The sequence below is a fragment of the Streptosporangium sp. NPDC004379 genome (assembly GCF_042873875.1).
In the GTDB taxonomy this organism is placed as follows: domain Bacteria; phylum Actinomycetota; class Actinomycetes; order Streptosporangiales; family Streptosporangiaceae; genus Streptosporangium.
On the sequence record NZ_JBIAMC010000019.1, the window covers coordinates 70,607 to 83,775 of the forward strand.

A 13,169-nucleotide genomic window follows, 5' to 3' on the forward strand; every position below is an offset into this window, starting at 1 on the left:
GCTGATCGATCGTGACCGAACGCGTACGCGTGGCCGTGCTGGCAGGTGGGCCGTCCGCCGAGCACGAGGTGTCGCTGCAGTCGGCGCAGGCCGTGCTCGACGCGCTGCCGAGGGAGCTGTACGAGCCCGTCGCCGTCATCATCGACCGGCAGGGCAGATGGCCGGTGGAACTGCGACGCGGTCTGGCGGACGTGGTCTTCCCCGCGCTGCACGGGCCGTTCGGCGAGGACGGCGTCGTCCAGGGACACCTGGAGACGCTGGGCATCCCGTACGTGGGCTGCGGCGTCCTGGCGTCGGCCGTGGCCATGAACAAGGTCGCGATGCGCCGGGCGTTCCTGGCTGAGGGCATTCCGGTCACCCCGTACGTGTGGTTCACCGACCACGAATGGCGCGCCACCACCGACCACCGGGGGCTTGTGAAGCCGCTCGACTGGCCGATGTACGTCAAACCGGCCGGTCTGGGCTCCTCCATCGGTGTCTCACGGGTCACCTCCGTGGACGAGCTGCGCGCGGGCGTGGAACTGGCCCTGACCTACGACCGGGAGGTCGTCGTCGAGCAGGGCGTGACCGCGCGCGAGATCATCTGCGGCGTGCTCGGCGGCCATGACGCGCCGGAGGCCTCGGTGCCCGGCGAGCTCATCGCGCCCGGTGACTGGCTCGACTACGAGGCCAAGTACCTCAGTTCGGCCGAGATCGCCGTCATCCCCGCCGCTCTGCCGGAACGGGTGGCCGAGGAGGTGCGTGAGCTGTCACTGCGCGCCTTCCGGGCGATCGGCGGCTACGGCCTGGCCCGTGCCGACTTCCTCTACGAGGAGGACACGGGACGGCTGTACGCACTGGAGATCAACACCATGCCCGGTTTCACCTCCCGTTCCGTCTACGCCAGGGCCTGGGCCGCCGGCGGCGTCCCGTACCCGGACCTGCTGCGCCGCCTCATCGACCTCGCGTTCGCCAGGAGCGCCGCCAGGAGCACTGCCGGAAGCACCACCGGAAGCGCCGCCAGGAGTGCCGCCGTCAGCACCACGGGGAGCGGCTCGTGATCCCCATGACGCTGAACGAGATCGCGCGGGTCGTCGGCGCGACGATGCACGACGTGCGCGACCCGGAGACGCCGGTGACCGCGCCCTCGGTGGTCGACTCCCGCGAGGTGGCGCCCGGCGGCCTGTTCGCCGCGACGGTCGGCGTCCGCGCCGACGGCCACGACCACGCGGCCGGCGCCGTCGCGGGCGGCGCCGTCGCCGTACTGGCCTCCAGGCCCGTCGGCGTGCCCGCCCTCGTGGTCGAGGACGTCCAGTTCGCGCTCGGCCTGCTGGCCAGGCACCTGCTCGGACGCATCAGCCCGACCGTGATCGGCCTGACGGGCTCCGTGGGCAAGACCACCACCAAGGACCTGCTGGCCCAGGTGCTCGAACGGCACGCCGCGACGGTCGCCACCGACAGGTCGTTCAACAACGAGCTCGGCCTGCCGCTCACCGTGCTGCGCGCCGACGCCGCCACCCGGTACCTCGTGCTGGAGATGGGCGCGGGCCGGAAGGGCGATCTGCGGTATCTGACCGGGATCGCACCGCCCCGGGTCGGACTGGTGCTCAACGTCGGCACCGCGCACGTGGAGCGGATGGGAGGCCGGATCGCCGACGTGGCCGAGGCCAAGGGCGAGCTGGTCGAGGCGCTTCCGGCGGACGGGTTCGCCCTGCTCAACGCCGACGACCCGTACGTCCTGGGCATGGCGGGCCGCACCAGGGCGCGGATCCTGCTGTACGGCAGGTCGCCGGAGGCGCCGGTGCGGGCCGAGGACGTGCGGATGCGCGACGGGGCGCGGACGGCGTTCGAGCTGGTGACGCCCTCCGGCCGCGCCCCGGTCGAGCTGGACCTCATGGGCGGGCACCAGGTGGGCAACGCCCTGGCCGCAGCCGCCGCCGCCACCGCACTCGGCCTGGACGCCGCCGGAATCGCCGACGGGCTGAGCTGCGCGCGGCGGCGCTCGGCGGGCCGGCTGGAGATCGTGGAACGGCCGGACGGCGTCACCGTCGTCGACGACGCCTACAACGCCAACCCCGAGTCCATGCGGGCCGGGCTGCGGGCGGTGAAGGCCCTGGCCGGCGCCCGCCGTACCGTCGCCGTACTCGGTGCGATGGGGCAGCAGGCGGACGCCTCCCGCGCCCGGCACGCGGAGATCGGCCGTCTCGTCGCCGACCTTCGCTTCGACGTGCTGATCGCGGTGGGAGCCGGGGATCCGCTCGCGATGGCCGAGGCGGCGGAGGCGGCGGACCGGGGCGTGACCGTCCACGCCGCCGAGGACGTGGCCGAGGCACTCAGGCTGGCCACCGCGCTTCTCGAACCGGGAGACGTGGTGTTCGTCAAGGCCTCCAGCGAGGTCGGGCTCGGTGCCTGCGCCCGCGCGCTGGCCGGCGCCTGACCGCCGGCGCGTCCCCGAGGACCGAGCGGGTCCGGAAAGTCCCTGCCGACGCACCGCCCGGCCGGTGGCGGCACCGTCACCACGGCCGGCACCGATCGGTGTGCCGGCGCAGACCAGCGAAACGGAGTTCCATGCGCGCCATCGGTCTCATCGGCGGATTGAGCTGGGAATCAACGGTGATCTACTACCAGGTCATCAACCGGCGGGTACGCGAACGGCTCGGCGGCAGCCATTCCGCCAACAGCCTCATCTGGTCGGTCGACTACACGACCGTCGAGGATCTCGTCTTCGCCGGCCGCTGGGACGAGGTGAGCACCCTGCTGGCCGACGCCGGCCGGAAGCTGGAGGATCTCGGCGCCGAGGTCCTGCTCGTCTGCAGCAACACCTTCAGCCGGGTGAGCGACGACGTGGCGCGGGCCGCGGGCGTGCCCGTGCTGCACATCGCCGACGCCGTGGGCGCGGAGGTCCGGGCCAGGGGGATGCGCAGGGTCGGTCTGCTGGGCACCCGCTTCACCATGGAGCAGCCCTTCTACCGGGACCGGCTGGCCGCCCACGGCTTCGACGTGGTCGTCCCGCGGCGTGAGCAGCGGGAGCTGGTCCATCGTGTGATCTTCGACGAGCTGGTGCGCGGGGTGCTCCGGGAGTCGTCCAGGGACGCGTACGCCCAGGTCGTCGCCGATCTCGCAGCCGACGGAGCCGAAGGCGTCATCCTCGGCTGTACGGAGATCGAGCTCCTGATCACCGAGAAGGACGCGACCGTGCCGCTGCTGCCGAGCGCCCGGCTGCACGCGGAGGCGGCGGCCGGCTTCGCGCTGGCCCGCTGACGCGCCCTCGCCGCGGTCGCCGCCGCCTGCCGTACGTTCCGCCCGGTCTCTCCGGCGCCACGGCGATCAGCCCGGAGCGGAGGACGGGTCGCCGCCGTCACCCAGAGGGCATTCGCGGGGGCCGGCGCCGCGCCCGGCGCCGACGACGGTGACCTGGGCGGGGCCTTCCGGCATCGTGGCGGCGACCGTGCACACGATCTGCGCGACGGCCGGTGCGGACAGCTCACCGGCCGGGACGGACGGGTTCACCGCCACGCGGCCGGCCGGCCCGATGGCCACCGAGAAGGGGACGGCTCCGGGCGGGACGGCGGTGGTGAACCCGCGCGTCCGTTCCGTCGGGGTGGGCCCGACGGCCAGCAACGCGAGCGTGTCCGCCTGGGACAGCCGGAGACCGGTCCGCGTCACCGCGCGGAGCCGGCCGTTCTTCACCAGGTAGAGGGTGATCTTCGTGGCCTGCGCGATGGTCGGCGCGACGGGTCCGCTCGGAGGGTCGCCGGCGGGGATGGCGTCGCTGGGCTGCACGCCGCAGCCGGTCACGGCGGCCAGCGACACGAGGCCCGCGGCGAGCGCGCGGCGGGCGGGTCCGGGTCTCATTCGGGGCCTCCGTCCGGTTCGTGTGCCCGGCGCGGCAGGTGCAGCGTGAAGACGGCGCCGCCGTCCGGGGCGTTGGCGACGGTGAGGTCGCCTCGGTGCAGGCGCGCGTTCTCCCGCGCGATGGCCAGGCCGAGGCCGCTGCCCTCGGACCTGGCCCGTGCCGCGCTGGCCTTGTAGAACCGGTCGAACACGTGCGGCAGCACCGCCTCGTCCAGCCCCGGCCCGTGGTCGCGGACCTCCAGGGAGATCCGGTGCGGGTCGGCGCGGAGCCGTATCGACACCGGCGGCTCACCGTGCCGCAGGGCGTTGCCGACGAGGTTGGCGAGGACGACGTCCACCCGGCGCGGGTCCAGCCGCGCCGTCACCCCGGTGGGAAGGTCGGTGCTCACCCGCTGCGACCAGCCCCGGACGCGCAGGGTCGCGCGCACCAGCTCGGCCATGTCGACCTCGTTCAGCGCGAGGGCCGCGACGCCGGAGTCGAACCTGCTGATCTCGATGAGGTCGTTCACCAGAACGGTGAGGTTGAGCGTCTCCTGGCTGACGAGCCTGGCGGCCCGGCCGGCGGGCTCGGGCAGCCGGGCCGCCTCCTCGTCCAGGACGTCGGCGACCGCGGTGAGCGCGGCCAGCGGGGTGCGCAGCTCGTGGGACACGTCGGCCACGAACCGGCGGGCCTCGGCCTCCATCTCGCGCAGCTGCCTGACGTGCCGTTCCAGCTCCGCGGCGGTGTCGTTGAACGTGCGCGCCACCTCCGCCAGCTCGTCGGAGCCGCGGACCGCGATCCTGGTCCGCAGCTCGCCCTCGCCCAGCAGACGCGCCGCCCGGCCGAGCTCGCGCACCGGGCGCAGCACGCCACGGGTGGCCAGCGACGCCAGGAGGACCGCGAACGCCAGGGCCGCCCCGCCGATGAGCCAGGCGCGTGTGGCGAGCTCGTCGATGCTCTGCTGTTCGGGAAGCAGGCTGCGCGCGACGTAGACCTCGATGCCGGACATCCGCGCCGCCCCGTCCCGCTCGGTGATCAGCAACGGCGTGCCGATGATCAGGAAGGGGGTGCCCCGCCACACCACGCGTTGCCAGGCGGTGTCGCCGCCGGCCACCACCCGCCGCAGTCCTCTGGGGATCACCCCGGGGTCCAGGACCGGCGGGCTCAGGCTCGGACGCCCCCGTCCCGGAGGCTGGGGCGGGCCCGGCGGCAACGGCGAGTGCGTCCCGCGGTAGACGGCGACCGCGCGCATGCCCTGGTCGGGGTCGGCCGCGGCCTCGGCGATCCCACCGAGCTCCTCCGGGCCCGGCGCCGCGCTCCGCAACGGGTAGAGCGCCTGCAGGCGGCCGGTCATCGCCTTCACCGCGGCGTCCTGGGTCCGCTCCAGGATGGCGATGCGGGCCTGGACGTAGCCGCCGCCGGCCACCGCCGTCGCGGTGACCACGCACAGCAGTGCGAAGGCGGACAGCAGCCGGGCGCGCAGCCCCAGGCTCGGCCGAGGCGTCACCGGCGGCTCACACCGGCCCGAACCGGTACCCGAACCCACGCACCGTCTGCACGTAGACGGGCGCCGCCGAGTCGTCCTCGATCTTCGCGCGCAGCCGCTGCACGCACGCGTCCACCAGACGCGAGTCGCCGAAGTAGTCGTGCTCCCACACCGACTCCAGCAGCTGCTGGCGGCTGTGCACCCGGCCCGGCGTGCCGGACAGTTCGAGCAGCAGGCGCAACTCGGTCGGGGCGAGGCCCACCGGCACGCCGCGGCGGGAGACCGTCAGCGCGGCCCGGTCGATGGTCAGGTCCCCGTGCCGCTCCAGCTCGGCCTGGTCCCGGCCGATCCGCCGGAGCACCGCGCGGATGCGCGCCTCCAGCACCCTGGGCTGCACCGGCTTGACCACGTAGTCGTCGGCGCCCGCCTCCAGCCCGGCCACCACGTCCATGTCGTCGCCGCGCGCGGTCAGCATGATGATCGGTGTCTCACCGATGGCCCGGATGCGGCGGCAGACCTCGAACCCGTCCATGCCGGGCAGCATCAGATCGAGCACGACGACGTCGGGAAGGTCCGCGCGCAGCCGCTCCATCCCCTGCTCGCCGGACTCCACCGCGCGCACCCGGTGCCCGTGCCGGCCCAGGGCCAGCTCGAGGCCCTCCCGCACGGCCGGATCGTCCTCGATCAGCAAAACCCGCGACACGCCGCCGAGCACCACAGCACGCTCCGTAACTCGCCCCCGGTCAACTCCGTCCACTGTCGGCCGGCCGTGTCCCCGCCTCGTCCGCGCCGTGTCATGGTCGTGTCACGGTCGCGCCGGCGGTGGCCGCCGTCGATGAACCATGACATACGGCGGACGACGCGCGCACATCAGGCGCCAATCGTAGTTCGGCATGAGCGAACCACGCATCCTCCCCCGGTCACGGGACCGGCTGTTCTCCGTGCTGCTGCCGGCGGCGGCCGTGTCCGCCGTCCTCGCCGCCACGGGCTGTACGGTCCACGGCGGCGCGCGGGGCAGGCCGTCACCGTCGTCGAGCTCCAGGCCGGCGCCGGCCACCGCGGCCCGGCCGCCGGCCCTGTCCCGCCCGCCCGCGCTGCCCTGGCCGTCGACAGGGCAGGCGGCGGTCGAGTTCACCGGGCGGGCGAACGGTCTCAGGGTGCACGGCGAGCAGCGGCCCGTGCCGATCGCGAGCCTCACCAAGGTGATGACCGCCCTGGTGATCCTCCGCGACCATCCGCTCGGCGTGAACGCCGCGGGGCCGTCCATCGAGGTCGACCGGCAGGCGGCGATCGAGGCGGGGAACCGGGACGAGTCGACGGTGCCGATCACCGCGGGCCAGGTCCTCACCGAGCGGCAGCTTCTCGAGCTGATGCTGATCCCCTCGGGGAACAACGCCGCGCGTCTGCTGGCCCGCTGGGACGCGGGCTCGGAGCGGGCCTTCGTCCGCAGGATGAACGCGGTCGCCGCCGAGCTGGGCATGAGGGACACCGTCTACACCGGGGCGAGCGGATACGAGTCCACCACGGTCAGCACGGCGGTGGACCAGCTCAGGCTGGCCAGGCAGGCCATGAGGAACCCGGTGCTGCGTGACATCGTCGCCACCGTCAGGACGACCGTACCGGGCGTCGCGGGTGAGATCGTCAACAGCAACAGGCTGCTCGGGCTGCGCGGGGTGGTCGGCATGAAGACCGGCACCAGCACGGCGGCGGGCGGAGCGCTGCTGTGGGCCGTCCGTCCCGCCTCCGGGGACCGCGACCGGCTGATCCTCGGGGTGGTCCTGCGCCAGGGCGGACCCGGGGACACGCTGGCGGAGAGGAAGGAGGCCGCGTTCGCCGCGAGCAGGAGACTGATCGCGGCGGCCCGGCGGCACGTGGATTCCGGAACGCCGGCTTCGTGAACGCCCCGGCCGTTCCCGTCGCACCGCGGGTCCCGGCCCCGCGCCCGCACAGCCACGGCCGGCGGTGCCGGTTCGGAGCCGAGGGCCTTTCAGGCTCCCGGGGGTGGGTCCGATGAGGGGTGTTCTCCCTGCGGGAGGGCCTCCCAGGTGGCGGTGATGTCGCGGGCGACATCACGCAGGAGGTCGATGAGCATGCCCGCGAGCGGGGTGAGGCCGGTGTCGGCTCTGGTCACGGCGTAGATCCGGCGGTAGGGCCTGGGGTGGGCCAGTTCGCGATGGGTGGTGCCCGGCGTACGGGTCAGGGCCAGGCGTGAGACCAGGGCCACCGCGATGCCCGTGCCGACGAGGGCCTGGGCGACGTCGTAGGACTCGGTCTCGAACCGCACGGCGGGGGTGAAGCCGGCCTCGCGGGCGGCGTCGTGGAACTGTTCGCGGGCGGCGTGGCCGGCCAGGATGGAGACCCACGATTCGTCGCGCAGTTGCTCCAGGCGGAGTTCGGTGCCGGCGGGTCGCCCGGTGGCCAGTGGGTGGTCATCGGGCAGGACCACGACCATCGGGTCCGACAGGAGCGGGTGGGCCCGCAGGTGCGGGGGCGGCGCGAGCGGCGCGCCCCAGGACGCGACGACGGCGAGGTCCAGGCGCCCCGCGCTGATCTCGTCCGCTCCGCGTCCGGACACCACGTCCACGACCGAGACGTCGGCGTCCGGGTGGCGGTGCCGCAGGGCGGTCAGGGCGGGTGGCAGCAGGTGCAGGGCGGCGGCCTGGAACGCCCCGATCCGCAGGCGGAGCGAGAGGTGGCCGAGCAGCGCGGCCATTTGCGCCTCGGCGCTGTCCGACGCCTCCTGCACGGTCCGGCCGTGGGAGGCGAGCAGCGCGCCGGCCGCGGTGAGCCTCGCTCCGCGAGGACCACGGATGACCAGGGGCACCTGCCAGTCGCGTTCGGCCTTGACCACCTGCTGGGTGACCGCCGCGGGCGTGAGGCGGAGCGCGTGGGCCGCCGCCGTCAGGGAGCCGTGCCGCTCGATCAACGCGAGAAGCCGCAGCTGTCCCGGATCCACCACCATTCACCGATCTTAACGCTGCACCCTTCTCTTTTAACTTCTCTTACGGGCGCGAGACAGGAAGCCTGGTGGTGCATCCACCGGCCGCCATCCCTGGAAGGGGCTCTTTTCCCATGCCCACACATGTGCCCGTTTTCATCCTCACCACCTTGCTGCTGGCGATGCTGCCGGGCGCGAGCCAGGCCCTGATGGTCCGGCAGGTCCTGGAGGGCGGGCGACGCACGGTCCGGGGCACGCTCGCGGGCAACGCAACCGGTTTCCTGCTGTGGTCCACGGCCGCCGCGGCCGGGCTGTCCGCCGTCCTGCTTGCCAGTCCCACCGCGTACGCGGCGCTCCGGATCGCGGGCGGCGTCGTGCTGATGATCCTCGGGGTGAAGACGATCCGGACCGCGCTCGCCACCGTCTCCGCCCGCCCGCCCCGTGAGGACGGGCGCCGTACCGGCTTCGCGGGCGGATATCTCACCGGCCTGATCACCAACCTCGGCAATCCCAAGGCGGGCGTGTTCGCCGTCTCGGTGCTGCCCCAGTTCGTGACCGCGGAAGGCCCGGTGTTCCTGTCGACCGTCGCCCTGGGAGCCCTGTGGGCGCTCGTCAGCGCCTCCTGGTACACGTTGCTCACCTGGGCCGTCGGCCGGGGGCGGGCCCTGGTGTCGCGACCGGCCGTCCTGCGGGGGCTCAGCGTGACCACCGGCGTCGTCCTGCTGGGGCTGGGCGCCGCGGTGATGGCGGGCGCCTGAGGGCCGTACGGCCCTGCGTTCCCGATCGTCTCACTGCTGTTTTGGGCCTTGTAGGAGCATCGGGGCGGAGTTAGCATCCGCCTAATTGTTAGTAAACTTTACTAAAAGAAAGGGCTTCTACATGCGCCGATGCCTCTCCGTTCTACTGGCCGCCGTCCTGGCGATCGCTTTCGCGGCCCTCGCCGCACCCGCCGGCGCCGCCGCCCGCCTCACCGCCGCCTTCACCCTGACCGGGACCCAGGGCAAGTTCGTGGTGAGCAACCCCGGCTCTGCCGCGGTCACCGGCTGGACGATCACCTTCGACCTGCCCGCCGGGGTCACCGTCAGCGGCGCCCAGAACGCCACCGCCTCCCAGACGGGAACGCGGGTCAAGCTGACCCCCGCCTTCTACATCAACACGGTGCGCGCCGGCGGCGACACCGAGCCCTACAGCCCCACGTTCACGCTCAGCGCCGCGGCCCGGCCCACGAGCTGCACGATCAACGGCGCGAACTGCGACGGCAGCGGTGACCCGCCTCCTCCTGACGCGCCCGTCACCGCGACCTACTCGGCCGACGGGACCCAGGGCAGGTTCGTGGTCAACAACAACACCGACGCCGCGCTCAACGGCTGGACGATCACCTTCGACCTGCCCGCCGGGGTCACCGCGGGCAACGCCCAGAACGGCTCGCTCAGCCAGAGCGGACGCCAGGTCACCCTGACCCCGGCCCACTACAACACGTCGGTGGCCGCGCACAGGTCCACCGAGCCCTACAGCCCCGCGTTCACGCTCAGCGCGTCCGCCGAACCGGCGAACTGCCGGATCAACGACGTGAGGTGCGACGGCTCGGCCGACACCCCGCCCGCCGCGCCGGGCAACCTGCGCTCACCGGTCAAGACCACCAAGACCGTGTCGCTGGAGTGGGACGCCGCGACCCCGGGCAGCCTGCCCATCGTCGGCTACCAGGTCTACAACGGCGCCGCCCTCGCCACGACCGTCACCGGGACGGCGGCGACCCTCACCGGCCTGACCTCGAACACCGAGTACACCTTCACCGTCAGGACCAAGGACCGCAAGGGGACCCTCTCCCCCGCCAGTGCCGCGCTGAAGGTGACGACCAACAACGCAGGCGACGACACCCGGCCGCCCACCGCGCCCACCGGCCTGCGCAGCACCGGCAAGAACTCGTCGAGCGTCTCCCTCGCGTGGAACGCCTCCACCGACGACAAGGGCGTCGCCGGATACGAGGTCTACACCGGGACGACCCTGGCCGCGACGGTGACCGGCACCTCGGCCACCGTGACCGGGCTGTCGCCGTCCACCGAGTACACCTTCACCGTCAGGGCCCGTGACCTGTACGACAACGTCTCGGCCGCCAGTGACGCGCTGAAGGTGAGCACCGACGACATCGTCGGCAGCGGCTACGCCAGAGTCGGCTACTTCGTGCAGTGGGGCATCTACGGCCGCCAGTACTTCGTGCGCAACCTCGACACGACCGGCGTCGCGGGCAGGCTGACCCACCTCAACTACGCCTTCGGCAACATCGACCCGGTGAACCTGACCTGCCTGCACGGCGTCACCAAGGGCACCACGGCCGACCCCCAGGATCCGAAACAGGGTGACGGCGCCGGTGACGCGGACGCCGACTACGGCAGGCCGATGAGCGCGGCCCAGTCGGTGGACGGCGTGGCCGACACCGGCTGGGAGAAGCTGCGCGGCAACTACAACCAGCTGCGCAAGCTCAAGGCGAAGTACCCGAACCTCAAGGTGCTGATCTCGCTCGGCGGCTGGACCTACTCCAAGTACTTCTCCGACGTGGCCGCCACCGACGCCTCCCGCAAGAAGTTCGTGAGCTCCTGCATCGACATGTACATCAAGGGGAACCTGCCGGTCTACAACGCCGCGGGCGGTCCGGGAAGCGCCGCCGGGATCTTCGACGGCATCGACCTGGACTGGGAGTGGCCGGGCGCGGAGGGCCACGCCGGCAACCACATCGGCGCCGACGACAAGGCGAACAACACGCTGCTGATCGCCGAGTTCCGCAGGCAGCTCGACGCCCTGACCCAGGAGACCGGCAAGCGTTACCAGCTGACCGCGTTCACCCCGGCCGACCCGGCGAAGGTGGCCGCCGGCTGGGACCTGCCCGAGGTCGCCAAGTCCCTGGACATCTTCAACGTGCAGGGCTACGACTTCCACGGCGCGGGGAGCGACAACTCCTGGGAGCCCAACCGCACCGGCCACCAGGGCAACCTGTACGCCGACACCGACGACCCCTACCCGTTCCACTTCAGCGTCGAGAACGCGGTCGACGTCTACCTCAAGGCCGGGGTGAACCCCCGCAAGATCACCATCGGCCTCGCCTACTACGGGCGCGGCTGGCAGGGTGTCGCCGACGGCGGGAAATCCGGCGAGTGGCAGCCGGCCACCGGCGCCGCTCCCGGGCAGTTCCAGGAGGAGGCGGGCACCCGGGGCTACGCCAACCTGCTGGCGAGTGTGCCGGGGTGCACCGTCAAGCACGACGAGCAGGCGGTCGCGACCTACTGCCACACCGGCAACGGCGGGCAGTGGTGGACCTTCGACGACACGTGGTCGATCGGGAAGAAGACCGCCTGGCTGCGGAGCAAGGGCCTGCTCGGCGTGATGATCTGGGAGATGTCCGGCGACCCCGGGGTCCTGACCGCCGCGGTGGACGCGGGCCTGAGGTGAACCGGAGACAGGGAATCCGCGAACCCGGGAGGTCGCGGAGCAGGGGACCTGGAAGGGAGAAAGGGACGCGGGAAGAAGCCGTGACACACGTGTGAGGTGAACCGCGGACGATCTCCCGGGCGGGCCGCCCCGGCTGTGCCGCCGGGGCGGCCCCAGGTCACAGCCGGCACAGGACGAGCCGGCGTCACGAACGGCGGCCGCCATGAATTCATTCCTTTAATTCGTCTGCTATTTATGTCGTGCTAGGTTCGGAGCGCCCGAATGCATTGAACAGTATGAATTCCTCCCCATTGGAGAAGCATGGAGTCGCTGGTCGTAGAGCGGGTCGACGTATTCGTCGTGGAATTGCCGTCCATCCGGTCGTTCAGCATTTCCGGAGGAAGCGTCACCACGGCGGGAAAGCCCGCCGAGCGGGTTCTCGTCAAGGTGACGGCCGGCGGGCGGACCGGCTGGGGGGAGGCGACGCCGACGCCCGCCTGGACCTACGAGACCGTGGAGTCGATCTCGACGACGATCGCCCGCTATCTCGCTCCCGCCCTGGTCGGACGACCCGCGTGGGACCTGGACGGTGCCTGCGCGGCCTACGAGAAGGTGATCAACCGCGGCCTGACGATCGGCTCCCCCATCGCCAAGTCCGCGCTCGACATCGCGCTGCACGACCTGCTCGGCCGGGCCCTCGGGGTCCCCGTCGGCGTGCTGTGGGGCCAGCGCCGCCTCGACCGGATCACGCTCGGCTGGATCGTGGCCGGCCAGACCCCCGGCGAGGTGCGGCAGGCGGTCGAGGAGGGGCGGGCGCAGGGCTACCACGCCTACAAGGTCAAGGTGGGCCTGCACGACGAGGCGACGGACGTCTCCGTCGTGGCGGCGGTCAGGGAGGCGGCCCCGGACGCGCCCATCTGGGTGGACGCGAACCAGGCGTACACCGTGGACGGCGCGCTGCGCATGGCGCGCAGGCTCGCCGACCTGGACGTGTCGGCGTTCGAGCAGCCGCTGCCCGCCAACGACCTCACCGGGCTGCGCAGACTGCGCGACCACAGCCCCCTGCCGGTGGCGCTGGACGAGAGCCTGCGCCACCCCTCCGACCTGGCCACGTTCGTGAAGCTCGACGCGATCGACATCGCCATCGCGAAAGTCCAGCGGTCGGGCGGCCTCACGCTCTCCCGCAGGCTGTGCCAGCTCGCCGAGGACGCGGGGCTGCGCGTCATGGGCTCGGGACTGACCGACACCGATCTCGGGTTCGCCGCCTCACTGCACCTGTTCGCCGCGTTCGGCGTGGACACCCCGGTCGATCTCAACGGGCGGCAGTTCGTCCGCTCGGCGTACGTCGGGGGGAGCACGGTGGAGGTCGTCGACGGCACGGCCCTGGTGCCCACCGGGCCGGGCCTCGGCGTCGAGGTGGACGAGGACGCGGTCCGCGCCCTCTCCACGGCGCACTGGAGCGCCTGACCGGCGGCGCACCGCGTCACACGCACCGCACCACGACCACG

At 72.6% G+C, this 13,169-nt stretch carries 11 protein-coding genes; 7 read left to right on the forward strand and 4 right to left on the reverse strand.

The window, feature by feature from the left end:
* Nucleotides 1-11 precede the first annotated feature (11 nt).
* The 3 genes from ACFYSC_RS31295 to ACFYSC_RS31305 all read left to right on the forward strand — a co-directional run bounded on the left by ACFYSC_RS31295 (nucleotide 12) and on the right by ACFYSC_RS31305 (nucleotide 3,240).
* Entirely contained in the window at nucleotides 12-1,040 is a 1,029-nt protein-coding gene (locus tag ACFYSC_RS31295) for a D-alanine--D-alanine ligase family protein (protein WP_389968804.1), read from the forward strand.
* Between the two features lie 5 nt (nucleotides 1,041-1,045).
* A complete protein-coding gene (gene murF, locus ACFYSC_RS31300) occupies nucleotides 1,046-2,416 on the forward strand; it encodes a UDP-N-acetylmuramoyl-tripeptide--D-alanyl-D-alanine ligase (RefSeq protein WP_389968921.1) in 1,371 nt (456 codons plus the stop codon).
* Between the two features lie 131 nt (nucleotides 2,417-2,547).
* Nucleotides 2,548-3,240, forward strand: a complete 693-nt coding sequence (locus ACFYSC_RS31305) for an aspartate/glutamate racemase family protein (protein WP_389968806.1) — start codon at nucleotides 2,548-2,550, stop codon at nucleotides 3,238-3,240.
* 66 nt (nucleotides 3,241-3,306) lie between these two features.
* On the opposite strand, the gene ACFYSC_RS31310 is transcribed toward ACFYSC_RS31305, so the two are convergent.
* The 3 genes from ACFYSC_RS31310 to ACFYSC_RS31320 are packed head-to-tail and all read right to left on the reverse strand — an operon-like array spanning nucleotide 3,307 to nucleotide 6,003.
* Nucleotides 3,307-3,834 carry a hypothetical protein gene (locus tag ACFYSC_RS31310; RefSeq protein ID WP_389968808.1) on the reverse strand — a complete coding sequence of 176 codons (528 nt, stop codon included), beginning with the start codon at nucleotides 3,832-3,834 and terminating at the stop codon, nucleotides 3,307-3,309.
* A complete protein-coding gene (locus ACFYSC_RS31315) occupies nucleotides 3,831-5,321 on the reverse strand; it encodes an ATP-binding protein (RefSeq protein WP_389968810.1) in 1,491 nt (496 codons plus the stop codon). Before ACFYSC_RS31315 ends, ACFYSC_RS31310 begins: the two co-directional genes overlap by 4 nt.
* Before the next feature lie 7 nt (nucleotides 5,322-5,328).
* Nucleotides 5,329-6,003: a response regulator gene (locus tag ACFYSC_RS31320; protein ID WP_389968923.1), complete on the reverse strand. Its 675-nt coding sequence runs from the start codon at nucleotides 6,001-6,003 to the stop codon at nucleotides 5,329-5,331.
* A 190-nt stretch (nucleotides 6,004-6,193) separates the two neighbouring features.
* Between ACFYSC_RS31320 and ACFYSC_RS31325 the strand changes: the two genes are divergently transcribed.
* Nucleotides 6,194-7,198, forward strand: a complete 1,005-nt coding sequence (locus ACFYSC_RS31325) for a D-alanyl-D-alanine carboxypeptidase family protein (protein WP_389968812.1) — start codon at nucleotides 6,194-6,196, stop codon at nucleotides 7,196-7,198.
* A gap of 89 nt (nucleotides 7,199-7,287) precedes the next feature.
* Here ACFYSC_RS31325 and ACFYSC_RS31330 read toward each other — a convergent pair whose 3' ends face one another.
* The gene (locus ACFYSC_RS31330; RefSeq protein WP_389968814.1) at nucleotides 7,288-8,262 is read right to left on the reverse strand and encodes a LysR family transcriptional regulator; all 975 of its coding nucleotides are present in this window, start codon (nucleotides 8,260-8,262) and stop codon (nucleotides 7,288-7,290) included.
* Nucleotides 8,263-8,384: 122 nt separating this feature from the next.
* On the opposite strand from ACFYSC_RS31330, the gene ACFYSC_RS31335 reads away from it, so the two are divergent.
* The 3 genes from ACFYSC_RS31335 (at nucleotide 8,385) to ACFYSC_RS31345 (ending at nucleotide 13,128) form a co-directional block, all read left to right on the forward strand.
* Complete coding sequence (locus tag ACFYSC_RS31335) at nucleotides 8,385-8,996, forward strand: LysE family translocator (RefSeq protein ID WP_389968816.1); 612 nt, start codon at nucleotides 8,385-8,387, stop codon at nucleotides 8,994-8,996.
* 121 nt (nucleotides 8,997-9,117) lie between these two features.
* Nucleotides 9,118-11,682 carry a glycosyl hydrolase family 18 protein gene (locus ACFYSC_RS31340; protein ID WP_389968818.1) on the forward strand — a complete coding sequence of 855 codons (2,565 nt, stop codon included), beginning with the start codon at nucleotides 9,118-9,120 and terminating at the stop codon, nucleotides 11,680-11,682.
* Nucleotides 11,683-11,982: 300 nt separating this feature from the next.
* Nucleotides 11,983-13,128 carry a mandelate racemase/muconate lactonizing enzyme family protein gene (locus ACFYSC_RS31345; RefSeq protein ID WP_389968820.1) on the forward strand — a complete coding sequence of 382 codons (1,146 nt, stop codon included), beginning with the start codon at nucleotides 11,983-11,985 and terminating at the stop codon, nucleotides 13,126-13,128.
* Nucleotides 13,129-13,169: the final 41 nt, after the last annotated feature.